14 protein-coding genes are annotated in these 14199 nt (G+C 72.8%); 9 read left to right on the top strand and 5 right to left on the bottom strand.

The features are described 5' to 3' along the window. Positions 1 to 150: 150 nt before the first annotated feature. From OHA58_RS12185 to OHA58_RS12165, 5 genes are all read left to right on the top strand, one after another. Positions 151 to 2103: a hypothetical protein gene (locus OHA58_RS12185; protein WP_405478709.1), complete on the top strand. Its 1953-nt coding sequence runs from the start codon at positions 151 to 153 to the stop codon at positions 2101 to 2103. A gap of 144 nt (positions 2104 to 2247) precedes the next feature. Continuing rightward, positions 2248 to 3168, top strand: coding sequence for an ABC transporter ATP-binding protein (locus OHA58_RS12180; protein WP_405478708.1), 921 nt, complete (start codon positions 2248 to 2250; stop codon positions 3166 to 3168). Continuing rightward, a complete protein-coding gene (locus OHA58_RS12175; protein ID WP_405478707.1) occupies positions 3165 to 3905 on the top strand; it encodes an ABC transporter permease in 741 nt (246 codons plus the stop codon). Before OHA58_RS12180 ends, OHA58_RS12175 begins: the two co-directional genes overlap by 4 nt. A 5-nt stretch (positions 3906 to 3910) precedes the next feature. Next, on the top strand, positions 3911 to 5083 hold the full coding sequence (locus tag OHA58_RS12170) for a sensor histidine kinase (RefSeq protein ID WP_405484925.1): 1173 nt from the start codon (positions 3911 to 3913) through the stop codon (positions 5081 to 5083). After that, entirely contained in the window at positions 5080 to 5694 is a 615-nt protein-coding gene (locus OHA58_RS12165) for a response regulator transcription factor (protein ID WP_266560518.1), read from the top strand. Before OHA58_RS12170 ends, OHA58_RS12165 begins: the two co-directional genes overlap by 4 nt. A gap of 4 nt (positions 5695 to 5698) precedes the next feature. Here OHA58_RS12165 and OHA58_RS12160 read toward each other — a convergent pair whose 3' ends face one another. Both OHA58_RS12160 and OHA58_RS12155 read right to left on the bottom strand, forming a co-directional pair. Next, positions 5699 to 6541 (bottom strand): tetratricopeptide repeat protein, encoded by an 843-nt coding sequence (locus OHA58_RS12160; protein ID WP_405478706.1) that lies wholly within the window; start codon positions 6539 to 6541, stop codon positions 5699 to 5701. Between the two features lie 11 nt (positions 6542 to 6552). After that, a complete protein-coding gene (locus tag OHA58_RS12155) occupies positions 6553 to 7563 on the bottom strand; it encodes a GNAT family N-acetyltransferase (protein ID WP_405478705.1) in 1011 nt (336 codons plus the stop codon). 141 nt (positions 7564 to 7704) lie between these two features. Between OHA58_RS12155 and fdxA the strand changes: the two genes are divergently transcribed. Together fdxA and OHA58_RS12145 are read left to right on the top strand one after the other, a co-directional pair. Further along, positions 7705 to 8025, top strand: coding sequence for a ferredoxin (gene fdxA / locus OHA58_RS12150; protein ID WP_030573070.1), 321 nt, complete (start codon positions 7705 to 7707; stop codon positions 8023 to 8025). Positions 8026 to 8128: 103 nt separating this feature from the next. After that, positions 8129 to 9247, top strand: coding sequence for a bifunctional succinyldiaminopimelate transaminase/glutamate-prephenate aminotransferase (locus OHA58_RS12145; RefSeq protein ID WP_405478704.1), 1119 nt, complete (start codon positions 8129 to 8131; stop codon positions 9245 to 9247). A 226-nt stretch (positions 9248 to 9473) separates the two neighbouring features. Here OHA58_RS12145 and OHA58_RS12140 read toward each other — a convergent pair whose 3' ends face one another. Then, entirely contained in the window at positions 9474 to 9932 is a 459-nt protein-coding gene (locus tag OHA58_RS12140; RefSeq protein ID WP_405478703.1) for an ATP-binding protein, read from the bottom strand. A 300-nt stretch (positions 9933 to 10232) separates the two neighbouring features. Continuing rightward, positions 10233 to 11159: a heavy metal transporter gene (locus OHA58_RS12135; protein WP_405478702.1), complete on the bottom strand. Its 927-nt coding sequence runs from the start codon at positions 11157 to 11159 to the stop codon at positions 10233 to 10235. A 62-nt stretch (positions 11160 to 11221) separates the two neighbouring features. On the opposite strand from OHA58_RS12135, the gene dapE reads away from it, so the two are divergent. Together dapE and OHA58_RS12125 are read left to right on the top strand one after the other, a co-directional pair. After that, positions 11222 to 12301, top strand: a complete 1080-nt coding sequence (gene dapE, locus OHA58_RS12130; RefSeq protein WP_116510322.1) for a succinyl-diaminopimelate desuccinylase — start codon at positions 11222 to 11224, stop codon at positions 12299 to 12301. 73 nt (positions 12302 to 12374) lie between these two features. After that, entirely contained in the window at positions 12375 to 13124 is a 750-nt protein-coding gene (locus tag OHA58_RS12125; protein ID WP_405478701.1) for a TIGR00730 family Rossman fold protein, read from the top strand. A gap of 197 nt (positions 13125 to 13321) precedes the next feature. Here the strand turns inward: OHA58_RS12125 and folP are convergent, their stop codons facing one another. Then, the gene (folP, locus tag OHA58_RS12120; protein WP_405478700.1) at positions 13322 to 14182 is read right to left on the bottom strand and encodes a dihydropteroate synthase; all 861 of its coding nucleotides are present in this window, start codon (positions 14180 to 14182) and stop codon (positions 13322 to 13324) included. Between the last annotated feature and the right edge of the window lie 17 nt (positions 14183 to 14199).

Raw genomic sequence — 14199 nt, 5'->3', positions numbered from 1 at the left:
ACCACTTAGGGCGTGCCCGGCCCATGCCCCGCACGGGTTTCGTCGGCGGTCACCGGATGCGTTCCGGCCGCGGCCAGTATGGTGGTGCGCGCCGCCGAGCAGCCCGCGTGAGGTCGAGACGGGCGGCGGAGCCAACCGGGAGAACCTGCTTTGAGCCGTGAAACTGACAGTTCGTCCTCCGGGCCCCAGGGGCGCGGCGGTGCCGCGTACCCCTCGGGGACGCCTCCGTACGGCACCCCCGCCCAGGGCGCCGGTCCCGGCGACGGTGCGTCCGGCGATGCCGGGCAGCCCGCCGAGGGCCGGCCGGTCCCCGAGGAACGCAAGACGGAGACCACGCTGACGACGCGGATCCGGATCAACATCCCCGGATCGCGCCCCATCCCGCCCGTAGTGATGCGCACGCCCATGAGCGACGTGGACGCGGGACCCGGATCCCAGGGTCCGGCCGCCGTACCGGCCCAGGCACCGGCACCGGACACCCCCACCGCCCCCGCTCCCCGGACCGCTCCTTCGGGTGACGGCCAGGGCGCACCGGCCGCGGAGGAGAAGACGAGCGACTGGTTCGCGCCGCGCAAGTCGGGTCCCCCTCAGCGGGGCGGCTCCGCCGCCGCTCCCGCTCCGGGCAACTCCGGTGCGGTGCCAGGCCAGTCGGGCGGCTCCGGTGCCTTTGACGTGTCCGGCGCGGTCGCGGCCGGGCCGCTCGGCGGCACCGGGTCGCACGGCCGCCCGCCACAGCCCGGGAACTCCGGCGACCCGCACCGCGGCGACCTGCCCTACTTCGCCGGGAACGCCGACGGCTCGGGCCCCGGCGTCCCCCCGCGCGGCCCCTCGGGCCCGACCACGGGACCCGCCGGCGGCGACAGCCCGATGGCGCGTCCCGGCGGACCTGCCGGAGGCCCTCCCGGCGGTCAGCGGCCGCCGCAGATGAGCGACGACACCGCGATCCTCACGCCGCAGAAGCCCGCGCCCGAGCCCGGCCCGGGCGGCCATGTCTCCGGCGAGACGCTCACCAGCGGCATCCCGGTCGTCCCGCCGGGCCTCGGCGGACCGAACGCGCCGTTCGCCCCCGGCGGCCCGCGCCCCGAAGGGCCGCTGCCGCACACTCCGCCGAAGCTCCCCGACCCGGTCGGCCAGAGCGCCCCGGCCGCGCCCCGCAAGAAGAAGGGCCGCAACAAGCTCGTCCTCGTGGGCGCGGGCGTCGTGGGCCTGGCCGGTGTCGCGTATGGCGCCGGTCTGCTGATGAACCACTCGGACGTGCCCAAGAACACGACCGTGCTCGGCATCGACATCGGCGGCGGCACCCGTGACGAGGCCGCGGCCAAGCTCGACACCAACTTCGGCAAGCGCACCACCGACCCGCTCCAGCTGTCGGTCGACGGCAAGTCCGTGCCGCTCAGGCCGGATCAGGCGGGTCTGAGCCTGGACAGCACGGCGACGGTGGCGGCGGCCGCGGGCAGCGACTACAACCCGGTCTCCGTGATCGGCTCCCTGTTCGGCAACGAACGCGTCGTCGAGCCCGTCATGCCCGTCGACGAGGAGAAGCTCCAGGCCGCCCTCGAGCGGGCCGCGGACGGCGCCGCGTCCGGCGACGGCACGATCAAGTTCGTCCCCGGCAAGGCCATCGCCGTGTACGGCAAGACGGGCAAGGGCATCGACGTCGCCCGGTCCTCCTCGTCCGTCGAGGAGGCGTACCGCACGCATGTGGAGACGGGCGCCTCGCGACCCGTGCCGATGGCGACGACGACCCGTAAGCCGACCGTCCCGAACGCCGAGGTCGACCGGATGATGAAGGAGTTCGCGGAGCCGGCCATGTCCGCGAACGTCGTCATCAAGGCGGGCAACGCACAGATCCCGTTCGGCCCCGCCAAGTCGCTGCCGCAGATCCTCGGCGTCAAGGCGGTCAACGGCAAGCTCGTCGACGTCTACGACCTGCAGGCGCTGAAGAAGCTGTACGGCAACACGTTCGACGGCATCCTCATCACCCGCGGTACCGGCAAGAAGACGCCGGTGACGCCCAACGACGTGGCCGTCGCAATGCGGCAGGCACTCAAGGGCAAGACGCCCGCCGAGCGCACCGGGGTCATCGAGACCAACCCGGGATAGCCGGCACGCACGTCATGCACCGGGCGGGTCCCTTCACGGGGACCCGCCCGCTGTGCTGCCGCCCGCGGACATGACATCTGTCATCCCGGACACCGGCCTCCCGACACTGCCGGGCACCCGCCCCCGCCCGCCACCATGGGTTCCATGACAACGACAGCACAGGCCACCGAGGTGGTCAGCTTCGAGCGGGTGAGCAAGAGCTACGGGGACGTCAGGGCCGTGGACGGGCTCACCCTCGATCTGCACCCGGGCGAGACCGTCGCCCTCCTCGGCCCGAACGGCGCGGGCAAGTCCACCACCCTCGACCTCCTCCTCGGCCTGCGCCCCGCCGACACCGGCACCGTCCGCGTCTTCGGCACCAGCCCGCGGGACGCGATCGTCCAGGGCCGCGTCGGCGCCATGCTGCAGAGCGGCGGCCTGATGGACGAGGTCACCGTGGCCGAGCTCGTGAAGCTCGCCTGCGCCCTGCACCCCAAGCCGTACAAGCCGGGCGAGGTGCTGTCCCGGGCGGGCATCGCGCAGATCGCCGACCGCAAGGTCAACAAGCTCTCCGGCGGCCAGGAGCAGCGCGTCCGCTTCGCCCTCGCCACCGCCGGGGCCAACGACCTCATCGTGCTCGACGAGCCGACCACCGGCATGGACGTCTCGGCCCGCCAGGCGTTCTGGGCCACGATGCGCGAACAGGCCGACCAGGGCCGCACGGTCCTCTTCGCCACGCACTACCTGGAGGAGGCCGACGCGATCGCCGACCGCGTCCTCGTCCTGCACCGCGGCCGCCTCCTCGCCGACGGCACCGCCGCCGAGATCAAGGCCAGGGCGGGTGCCCGCAAGGTCGCCTTCGACCTGGAGGGCGACATCGACGAACAGGCCCTGCGCGCCCTGCCGTTCCTCACCACCCTCGACGTGTCGGGCCGCACCGTCCGCCTCCAGTCGAGCGACGCCGACGCCACCGTGCACGCCCTGTACGGACTCGGCGTCTACCCGCGCAACCTGGAGGTCGCGGGCCTCGGCCTGGAGCAGGCCTTCGTAGCCATCACCACGGCCGAGGAGGCCAGGACGTCATGAACAGCCTGATCAAGCTCGAGATCACCCGGGCCCTGCGCAACAAGAAGTTCCTGTTCTTCTCCGTCGTCTACCCGTCGGTCCTGTTCCTGCTCATCGCGGGCAGCTCCGACAGCTCGACCATGGTCGACGGCACCGGCCTCAACCTCGCCGCGTTCATGATGGTGTCGATGGCGTCCTTCGGCGCCCTGACCGCCGTCCTCATGGGCAACAGCGAGCGCATCGCCAAGGAGCGCGAGAGCGGCTGGGTGCGCCAGCTGCGCCTCACCACGCTTCCCGGGCGCGGCTACGTCCTCGCCAAGACCGCCAGTGCCGCCGTGGTCAGCCTGCCGTCCATCGTCGTGGTCTTCGTCGTCGCCGCGGTCACCAAGGGCGTACGGCTCGACGCCTGGCAGTGGCTCGCCCTCGTCGTCGCGATCTGGGCCGGCAGCCTCTGCTTCGCCGCGCTCGGCGTGGCCATCGGCTACCTCGCGACGGGCGACGCCGTCCGCCCCATCACGATGATCGTCTACTTCGGCCTGTCGATCCTGGGCGGCCTGTGGTTCCCCTCGGCCAGCTTCCCCGAGTGGCTGCGGAACATCGCCTCCTGGCTGCCCACGCACGCGTACGCTGCCCTCGGCCAGGCCATCGAGCTGGGCAACGCCCCGCACGCCAAGGACGTCACGCTGATCGTCGCCTACTTCCTGGTCTTCGCCGGCGGCGCGGCCTGGCTGTACCGGAAGGACACCCTGAAGGCGTGAACGCCATGACGTCGGACGAGACCACGCTCACCGGCATGGGGCAGCCGCCCCGCAACCACCGTGAGGCGCTGCGCAAGCTGCTGTGGATCGGCATCTGGCTGGTCTTCATGGCGGATCCGATCGACGACCTCGTCAACGGCGGCCACACGGCCTGGGCCACCGCGCTCGGCTGGCTCGGCCTGGTCGCCTTCGTCGGCGTCTACCTGGCCCTCGTCTTCCGCCACACGGCCCGCGCCATGCGCCTGGGGCGGCTGGCCGCGATCCTCGGGGCGCTCGCCGCGGTCGCCGTCGTCATGTCCCTCACGCTCGGTGCCCCCTGGCTCGTCCTGTTCGTGTACGTCTCCGTGTCCTGCGGGGCGGTGCTGCCCATGCGGTACGCCCGCTGGACGATCGTCGCGGTCACGGCCGCGATGGTCCTCCTCGGGATCCCGCTCGGCCGCGGCTGGGACCTCGGCCTGGTCGTGCCCGCCCTCCTCGGCGGGTTCGCGATGACGGGCGTACGGCAGCTCGTGCGCACGACCGTCGAACTGCGCAGGGCGCGCGCCACCGTCGCCCAGCTCGCGGCCAACGAGGAGCGCCTGCGCCTCGCCCGCGACCTGCACGACCTCCTCGGCCACTCGCTCTCCCTGATCACGCTCAAGAGCGAGCTCGCCGGCCGCATGCTCCCCGACCACCCCGAGAAGGCGGCTCAGCAGGTCGCCGACATCGAGCAGGTCAGCCGCCAGGCACTCGTCGACGTCCGGGAGGCCGTCACCGGCTACCGGCGCGCCCGCCTCGGCGCCGAACTGGCCGGAGCGCGCGCCGCGTTGGCCGCCGCCGGCATCGAGGCCGAGGTTCCCGCGGACGCGCCCGACGACCTGCCCGCCGAGCAGGAGGCCGCCCTCGCCTGGACCCTGCGCGAGGCCGTCACCAACGCCGTACGGCACAGCGGCGCGCACCGCTGCACGGTCGGCATCGCCCGCCGCCAGACCCTGGACGGCCCCGTCATGGAGCTCACGGTGGAGGACGACGGGGCCGGCGCCGCGACGGGCGGCAGCGGCGTACCCGGCAACGGCCTGACGGGTCTGCGCGAACGCGTCGAGGGCGTCGGCGGCACCCTGGAGGCGGCGCCCGTGCGCGACCGCGGGTTCCTGCTGGTGGCCCGGGTGCCCGTGGGCTCCGTAGGATCCGCCGCATGAGCGCTCAGATCAAGGTCCTGCTCGCGGAGGACCAGTCGATGGTGCGGGAGGCCCTCGCGGCGCTCCTCGGCCTCGAACCCGACATCGAGGTCGTCGCCCAGGTGGCGCGCGGCGACGAGGTGCTTGAGGCGGCCCGCGCACACGGCCCCGACGTGGCGCTCCTGGACATCGAGATGCCCGGCATGACCGGCATCGAGGCCGCCGCCCAGCTCAGCGAGCACCTGCCCGCCCTCAAGGTCGTCGTCCTCACCACGTTCGGCCGCCCCGGCTATCTCCGTACGGCGATGGAGTCCGGCGCCCACGCGTTCCTCGTCAAGGACGCCCCCGCGGCCCAACTCGCCGAAGCCGTACGCAAGGTGCTCGCCGGCGAGCGTGTCATCGACCCCACCCTCGCGGCCGCCGCGCTCGCCGGGGGCGCCAACCCGCTGACCGACCGCGAACGCGAGATCCTGCGCGCGGCGGCCGACGGCTCGACCAACGCCGAGCTGGCGGCGGCCCTGCACCTGTCGCAGGGCACGGTCCGCAACTACCTCTCGACGGCCATCCAGAAGCTCGCCGTGCGCAACAGGGCGGAGGCGGTACGGATCGCCCGCGAGAAGGGGTGGCTGTAGCCGGTCAGTTGAGCATGGCCCGGGCCGCCCGCGCCTGCGCGCGCACCGTCTCGGCGGCCGGGGCGTCCACGGCGCCCACCACATCCGCGTACGCGTCCAGCTCCGCCGCCCCCGCGAGGAAGTCCCCGCTGCGGACGAGGAGTTGGGCCCGTTGGTAGCGCAGCCGGGCCGGGTGCGCGGGCAGCAGCAGCGACAGCTCGACCGCCCACAGCGCCACGTCCGACCGCTCCGGCCGCGTGGCCGCCCACGCGCCGATGTTGTTCAGGATCCGCAGCACGACATCCAGCGGATCGGCCGGCTGCAGCATCGCCGCGTTCAGCGGCGCCCCCGTCGCACCGGCCACGAGCAGCTCCGCGTCCGCGCCGGTCAGCACCCGGCCCCCGTCGAACGGGTCGGCGAGCACCTGATCCTGCGCGGGGCCGAACCCGACCACGAAGTGCCCCGGCAGCGCCACCCCGTACACCGGCGCCCCCGCCCGCCGCGCGACCTCCATCCACACCACCGACAACAGGATCGGCAGCCCCCGCCTGCGCCGCACCACCTCGTGCAGGAGCGACGACTCCAGGCGCTCGTAGTCGCCCGGCGTGCCACGGAAACCGCAGCGGGCGCCCAGCAGCTCGGCCAGCGCCGTCGCCCACGCCAGCGGCCCGCCGGGCCGGAACGGCACCTGCCCGGCGAGCCGGTCGAGGTCCATCTGGACCGCGTCCATACCGGCCTCGTCGAGCGAGCCGTCCGCCTCCGCGGCCACCAGCAGGCACAGCTGCGACAGATCGGGCCGCTCCGTCCGCGCCTCCTCGGCGAACCGCCGGCGCAGCTCCTCGGAGCGGGGTGAGATGTGGGGGGACATACGTACCTCGCTCAGTGTCCGGCCGGGTCCGGGTCCGGGTCCGGTGCGCGGTAGTGGTGGTACGCGTGGTGCGCGGCGAAACCCAGCCGCCCGTACATCGCCCGAGCCCCCTCATTGTCCGCCTCCACCTGGAGCCAGGCCGCTGACGCGCCCTCCTCCAGTGCGCGCCGCGAGAGCGCCGTCATCACGGCAGACGCCAGGCCCTGGCGCCGCCGTGAGGGGGCCACCTCGACCGCCGCGAAGCCGGCCCACCGCCCGTCCACGACGCACCGCCCGATCGCGTCGGGCTCCCCGCCCTCGCCCGGCACGGTCGCGAACCACACGGAAGGCCCGGAGGTCAGTACCTTCAGGGCCACCTCGCGGGCGCCCTTGCGCTGATACCGGCCGAGCCACGCCTCGCCCGGCTCCCGCGTCAGCTCGATCCCTTCGCCGGGGTCCACGCCGTCCGCGACCGGCGCGAGCCCCGCGATCCACATCTCCGCGGTGACCTCACGCACCCACCCCCGCGCCTCCAGCTCCGCGCACAGCAGCTCCTGCGTGCCCTCGGCGCCGGTCGCGGTCTGGATGTACGCGGGCAGCCCGCGCAGCTCGTACCAGGCGCGGACGCGCGAGAGCGCCTCGTCGAGGGGGAGCCCCGGATCACCCAGTGGCAGCACCGAGTTGGCCCGCCGGGTGAACCCGGAGGCAGCCCGCAGCTCCCAGTCGCCGAGCCGCTCCGGCTGCCACGCGCGCGCGCCCGCCCGCGCCAGCTCCTCGTACGACGCGGCGGGCCCGCGGCGCCGGGCGGGCGCGGCCGGCACGACCTTCCCCGCGACCAGCGACGATTCCGAAATACGGACCTGTTCGCCACCCCGCGTTGTGATGAGCAGCACACCGCCGTTCCACGATGTGAGAACTCCGACCGTGTCGGTGAACTTCGCACCCGGCGAGCCGCCCTCGGTCAGCCGTCGCACAGAGACACGTTTTCCCACGTCAGAGGCCGTCAAGCGAACCTCGAGCCGTCCGCCCGCAGAGAATTCCACAGCTCGGTCCACCCCTCCTGTTCGGATCATGCCCAGGAACGGAGATACTAGATGCGGGCATCGACGACGCCGCGCTCCCGCGCGCCACGCGGACGGAGCCGCAGATCGGCCCGCCGCGCCCTATCGAGGAGGAACGACAGCGTGACCTACGTCATCGCGCAGCCTTGTGTCGACGTGAAGGACAAGGCGTGCATCGAGGAGTGCCCGGTCGACTGCATCTACGAGGGCTCCCGGTCCTTGTACATCCACCCGGACGAATGCGTCGACTGTGGAGCCTGTGAGCCGGTCTGCCCGGTCGAGGCGATCTTCTACGAGGACGACACTCCTGAAGAGTGGAAGGACTACTACAAGGCGAACGTCGAGTTCTTCGACGAGCTCGGTTCGCCCGGCGGCGCCAGCAAGCTCGGCCTGATCGAGCGCGACCACGCCTTCATCGCCGCGCTTCCGCCGCAGAACCAGTAAGCGGGCCGCATATCGCGCCGCCCCGGTCCCGTACGGCACGCCCGCCGTACGGGACCGAGGCGTTTGCCCGAGTGCGCATGCACGTACGAAAGAAGTGAGCCAGGTGTCCGCAGTCTCCGACCGCCTTCCCACGTTCCCCTGGGACAAGCTCGAGCCGTACAAGAAGACGGCCGCCGCCCATGAGGGCGGGATCGTCGACCTCTCCGTCGGCACGCCGGTCGACCCGGTGCCCGAGCTGATCCAGAAAGCGCTGATCGCGGCCGCGGACTCGCCGGGTTATCCCACGGTGTGGGGCACGCCCGAGCTGCGGGACGCACTCGTGGGCTGGAGCGAGCGGCGCCTCGGCGCGCGCGGGTTCACCCACCACAACGTCCTGCCGGTCGTCGGTTCCAAGGAGCTCGTGGCCTGGCTCCCGACGCAGCTGGGCCTCGGCCCCGGAACTGCGACATCTAAAGACGTGGTCGCCTACCCGCGCCTGGCCTACCCGACGTACGAGGTCGGCGCCCGCCTCGCCCGCGCGGACCACGTCGCGTACGACGACCCTACGGAGCTCGACCCCACCGGGATCAAGCTCCTGTGGCTCAACTCGCCCTCGAACCCGACCGGCCGCGTCCTGTCCAAGGACGAGCTGACCCGGATCGTCGCCTGGGCGCGCGAGCACGGCATCCTCGTCTTCTCCGACGAGTGCTACATCGAGCTCGGCTGGGAGGCGGACCCGGTCTCGGTCCTGCACCCGGACGTCTGCGGCGGCTCGTACGAGGGGATCGTGTCGGTCCACTCGCTCTCGAAGCGGTCGAACCTCGCCGGCTACCGGGCCGCCTTCCTGGCCGGTGACGCCGCCGTCCTCGGCGACCTGCTCCAGATCCGCAAGCACGGCGGCATGATGACGTCCGCCCCGACGCAGGCGGCCGTCGTCGCGGCGCTCGGCGACGACGAGCACGTGCAGGAGCAGCGCGGGCGCTACGCGGCCCGCCGTGCGGCCCTGCGCGACGCCCTGGTGAAGCACGGCTTCCGCATCGAGCACAGCGAGGCGAGCCTCTACCTGTGGGTCACGCGCGACGAGTCCTGCTGGGACACCGTGGCGCATCTGGCGGAGCTGGGGATCCTGGTCGCGCCCGGCGACTTCTACGGTCCCGCGGGCGACCGGTTCGTCCGCGTGGCGCTGACGGCGAGCGACGAGCGCGTGGCCGCGGCGGTCGAGCGCCTGAGCCAGGGGGCCTGAGCCAGGGGGCCTGAGCCAGGGTGCCTGGGCTGGGGCGTCTGAGCCAGGGCGCCTGGGCTGGGGCGCGCTTGGGCTGGGGCGTCTGAGCCAGGGCGCCTGGGCTGGGGCGCGCTTGGGCTGGGGCGCCTGAGTTACAGCTCACGCGGCTCACGGCACAGCGAAGGGGGCGGGGAGCCTGTCGTCACAGGCTCCCCGCCCCCTTTCACTCTCACTGTGTGGCGGATGCTCAGCCGAGCGGCAGGCCCTGCGTCGGCAGCTCGCCCGTGGCGGGGAGCGCGCCGGTAGGCAGGCCGCCGCCGAGCGCGCCGGTCGGGAGGCCGCCGTCGGTGGCCGCGCCCGCGGTCTGGCCGACCACGTCACCGGCGCTGCCCGCGACGTCGCCGGCCGCCTTCTGGGCGGCGGGGGTGGCCGTCTTGGCGCTCCGGCCCACGGCCTTGCCGGCGGTCGGCACGGCCTTCTTCACGGCCTTGCTGCCCGTGTTACCCGCGAGGCCGCTGACGTTCTTGGCGGCGCCGTCGACGGTGTTGCCGACGTTCGCGCCGTCGAGCGCGGTGAGGCCGCCCACGTTCGGGGTGGCCGGGAGGTCTACGGCGCTCGCGGATCCGGCCGCTCCGACCACGGGAGCCGCTCCCGCTGCGATCAGCAGCGCGGCACGGGCGATCCGGCGGGTCAGGGGGAGGGACATTGATGCTCCTTAGACGGGAGAGAACGGTGGTGTCAGGCGCCGGGTGCCCGGCGCTCGGACGCAGTGACTACCGCTCGAAGGTCGCGAAGGTTTCGCCCCCGCAACGTAAAGAGTTGGCAATGTGTCGCATTATCATCTGCGGCGAAAAACGGGCAAACGCCACGAGCTCCGCGAGGTCGTAAAACGCCTACGCCCCTTTGCCCGCAAGGGATTTCCGCATATGCCCACGGGTCCTGCGAAGAACCGTGCGGGACGTCGCCCCCGGATGACGTACATCGCCCGATCGAGCTATCAACCGCACTACTGCGCGGTGACGATCCGGACCTCTCCGAGGCCCTTCCCGGCCCCCGCCGCGGCCTGCGCCGCCGCCCCGCTCCACTTGCCGCCGGCGTCGCCCGCGGTCCAGTCGCGGCCCGCGTAGGACACCCGCTCGATGTGCAGCGCCGAGGAGTTGGCCACCGCCCAGTGCGCCAGCTCCCAACCGCGCTGCCGCTCCCCGCCCTCGGCCGAGTCCACCGTGGCGGGCACCGGGACGGTCACGCCGTGCCCGCCCGCGCCGGCCGCCGGCGACACCTCGCGCCCGAAGTCACGCACCAGCGCCGCCCGCACCTTCGCCGGATCGCCCGGCTTCCTGACCTCCGTGCCGCTCGGCCGGCCCTCGCAGGTCAGCGACGCACCCGCCCGGCCGGTCAGCGCCGCGGCGAGCAGCGTGGCGTCCGGCTCGTGCTTCGCGTACGCCTGCGGATAGCCGCTGCGCTGCACCCGCTGCGCGGCGACCGTCAGGGGCAGCCGCGAATAGCCCGGGATCTTGTCCAGATGCTCGTAGAACCGCCCCGCCGCGTACACCGGGTCCATGATCTGCGCCTGCGTGCCCCAGCCCTCCGACGGGCGCTGCTGGAACAGGCCCAGCGAGTCGCGGTCGCCGTGGTGGATGTTCCGCAGGCCCGACTCCTGGAGCGCGGTCGCGAGCGCGATCGTGACGGCGCGCTCGGGCATGCCGCGCGAGGTGCCGACGGCCGAGATCGTCGCCGCGTTCACCGCCTGCTCCGAGGTGAACTCGTAGGACGCGCCGTCGCCGTTCCCCGACACGACCGTGCAGCGCGGGGCCGGTCTGCCGCCCGAGACGTACTGGACCACCAGATACGCGGCGACAGCGAGCAGCACCACGACGGCCGCCCCGATACGGAGGAGACGGCCGCGCCGGACGAGGGTGGGGGGCTCAGGCACGCGTCAAAGGTACTGGAGGCCACCGACAGGGCCCGCAGCCGCCGGGCATTAGGGTCGGCACCATGGACCTCACCGCCCTTGACCTCACGCGGGACGCCGCGCTGCTCACCGCCCAGCTGGTCGACTTCGCGTCGCCGAGCGGGCAGGAGAAGCCCCTCGCCGACGCCATCGAGACGGCCCTGCGCGCCCTGCCGCACCTCACGGTCGACCGGTACGGCAACAACATCGTCGCGCGGACGAACCTGGGGCGCGCCGAGCGGGTCATTCTCGCCGGGCACATCGACACGGTCCCGATCGCGGACAACGTCCCTTCGCGCCTCGACGAGGACGGCGTCCTGTGGGGCTGCGGCACCAGCGACATGAAGTCGGGCGTCGCGGTCCAGCTGCGCATCGCGCAGACCGTCACCGAGCCCAACCGCGACCTCACGTTCGTCTTCTACGACAACGAAGAGGTCGCCGCACACCTCAACGGTCTGGGACATGTGGCCGAGGCCCACCCCGACTGGCTGGAGGGCGACTTCGCGATCCTCCTGGAGGGCACCGACGGCGAGGTCGAGGGCGGCTGCCAGGGCACCCTGCGCGTCATCCTGACGACCAAGGGCGAGCGGGCGCACTCCGCGCGCGCGTGGATGGGCTCCAACGCCGTCCACAAGGCCGCCCCCATTCTCGAACGCCTCGCCGCGTACGAGCCCCGCAAGCCCGTCGTCGACGGACTCCAGTTCCACGAGGGCCTCAACGCCGTGCGCATCGAGGGCGGCGTCGCCACCAACGTCATCCCCGACGCCTGCTCCGTCACCGTCAACTTCCGCTACGCGCCCGACCGCAGCGCCGAGGAGGCCGAGGCCTTCGTCCGGGACTTCTTCGCCGGCTGCGACATCGACGACTATGTGGTCGACGACCACACCGGCGGCGCGCGCCCCGGCCTCGACCACCCGGCCGCCGCCGCCTTCATGGCGGCCGTCGGCGGCAAGGCCCGCCCCAAGTTCGGCTGGACGGACGTCTCCCGGTTCAGCGCGCTCGGTGTCCCTGCCGTGAACTACGGCCCCGGCGACCCGATCTTCGCCCACAAGAGGGACGAGCACGTGGACACCCGCAAGATCCTCGCCGCCGAGGAGCGTCTGCGCTCCTGGCTCACGGCCTGACACTCCGAGGTCCCCCGCACGTAACCCGCGTAGACCTACCCTTGCTGAACGTACGCAGTGGAGGGAGCAGCGAATGAGCAACCCCGAGGGCAGGAAGCGTCCCCAGGAGCAGCGGCTCGGCCCGGTGATCCGTCGCCACGACCAGGTCCAGTCGAGCACCACCGATCAGCGCCTCCTCGACTCCGAAGGTCCCTCCGAGTGGGTGCACACCGATCCCTGGCGGGTACTGCGCATCCAGTCGGAGTTCATCGAAGGCTTCGGCACGCTCGCCGAACTCCCGCCCGCCATCAGCGTCTTCGGCTCGGCCCGCACACTGCCGGACTCGCCGGAGTACGCGGCGGGAGTCGCCATCGGCAGGGCGCTCGTCGAGGCCGGGTTCGCGGTCATCACGGGCGGCGGCCCCGGCGCGATGCAGGCCGCGAACCAGGGCGCCGTCGAGGCCAAGGGCATCTCCGTGGGCCTCGGCATCGAGCTGCCCTTCGAACAGGGCCTCAACCAGTACGTCGACCTCGGCCTGAACTTCCGCTACTTCTTCGTCCGCAAGACGATGTTCGTGAAGTACGCGCAGGGCTTCGTGGTCCTGCCGGGCGGCCTCGGCACCCTGGACGAGCTGTTCGAGGCGCTCACCCTCGTCCAGACCACGAAGGTCACGCGCTTCCCGATCGTCCTCTTCGGTACGCAGTACTGGAGCGGCCTGGTCGACTGGCTGAAGAACACCGTCATCGCCCAGGGCAAGGCCTCCGAGGCCGACCTGCTCCTGTTCCACGTCACGGACGACGTGGAAGAGGCGATCTCCCTCGTGACCAAGGAAGTCGGCAAGTAAGGCCCTGAGGACAGGCCTGCGCGAGCCCTCGGCGGGCGACCGCCGGGGGCCGGGGGCCGGTGGCCGGCGATGGTGGCCACCATGTCGAGCACCTGCCTGGGCCCCTTCTTCGTGCCGCCCTCGCACTGCTCGGCCGCGGGCGGCCTCCCTGGCTTCGGGCGGCTGCGTCGGCCTCCGGCCTCCGGTGTGTGCCGGAGCTAGGCCAGTCCGCGGCGGGCGACCGCGGGTGGCCGGTGGCCGGCGATCGTCGCCACCATGTCGAGCACCTGCCGCGTCTCGGCCACCTCGTGGACCCGGTACACCTGCGCGCCCAGCCACGCCGACACCGCCGTCGTCGCCAGGGTCCCGATCACACGCTCCTTGACCGGCCTGTCGAGCGTCTCGCCGACGAAGTCCTTGTTCGACAGGGACACCAGGACCGGCCAGCCCGTCTCCACCATCTCGCCCAGCCTGCGCGTCGCCTCCAGGCTGTGCCGGGTGTTCTTGCCGAAGTCGTGCCCCGGGTCGATGAGCACCGACTCACGCGGCACCCCCAGCGCCACGGCCCGCTCGGCGAGCCCCACCGTCACGTCGAGGATGTCCGCCATCACGTCGTCGTACGTGACCCGGTGCGGGCGCGTACGCGGCTCGGCGCCGCCCGCGTGCGTGCAGACCAGACCCTTCCCGTAACGCGCAGCGACCTCCGCCAGCTTGGGGTCGACGCCGCCCCACGCGTCGTTCAGGACGTCGGCGCCGGCCTCGCAGACCGCCTCGCCCACGTCGTGCCGCCAGGTGTCGACGCTGATGACGACGTCCGGGAAGCGGCGGCGCACCTCGGCCACGAAGCCGACCGTGCGGCGCGCCTCCTCCTGCGCGCTCACCTCGTCGCCGGGGCCCGCCTTGACCCCGCCGATGTCGATGATCGCGGCGCCCTCCGCCACGGCCTGTTCGACCCGGGTGAGCGCGGGCTCGTCGTGGAACGTCGAGCCCTGGTCGTAGAACGAGTCAGGGGTCCGGTTCACGATCGCCATGATCACCGGCTCGTGTGCGCCGAACTCGCGCGGGCCAAGCCTGAGCATCCCCTGTGACTCTCCTT

This window comes from Streptomyces sp. NBC_00009 (genome assembly GCF_045040855.1).
Taxonomy (GTDB): Bacteria; Actinomycetota; Actinomycetes; order Streptomycetales; family Streptomycetaceae; genus Streptomyces; species Streptomyces aureus.
The sequence above is the reverse complement of the archived record's forward strand: the minus strand, read 5'-3'. Positions and strand labels throughout refer to the sequence as shown.

What these genes read in the sequence shown, in the direction of transcription:
- OHA58_RS12125 (WP_405478701.1), top strand. Translation starts at nt 12,375, where the DNA reads ATGAGCAACCCCGAGGGCAGGAAGCGTCCCCAGGAGCAGCGGCTCGGC.
- OHA58_RS12175 (WP_405478707.1), top strand. Translation starts at nt 3,165, where the DNA reads ATGAACAGCCTGATCAAGCTCGAGATCACCCGGGCCCTGCGCAACAAG.
- dapE (WP_116510322.1), top strand. Translation starts at nt 11,222, where the DNA reads ATGGACCTCACCGCCCTTGACCTCACGCGGGACGCCGCGCTGCTCACC.
- OHA58_RS12180 (WP_405478708.1), top strand. Translation starts at nt 2,248, where the DNA reads ATGACAACGACAGCACAGGCCACCGAGGTGGTCAGCTTCGAGCGGGTG.
- OHA58_RS12170 (WP_405484925.1), top strand. Translation starts at nt 3,911, where the DNA reads ATGACGTCGGACGAGACCACGCTCACCGGCATGGGGCAGCCGCCCCGC.
- OHA58_RS12165 (WP_266560518.1), top strand. Translation starts at nt 5,080, where the DNA reads ATGAGCGCTCAGATCAAGGTCCTGCTCGCGGAGGACCAGTCGATGGTG.
- OHA58_RS12140 (WP_405478703.1), bottom strand. Translation starts at nt 9,932, where the DNA reads ATGTCCCTCCCCCTGACCCGCCGGATCGCCCGTGCCGCGCTGCTGATC.
- folP (WP_405478700.1), bottom strand. Translation starts at nt 14,182, where the DNA reads ATGCTCAGGCTTGGCCCGCGCGAGTTCGGCGCACACGAGCCGGTGATC.
- OHA58_RS12160 (WP_405478706.1), bottom strand. Translation starts at nt 6,541, where the DNA reads ATGTCCCCCCACATCTCACCCCGCTCCGAGGAGCTGCGCCGGCGGTTC.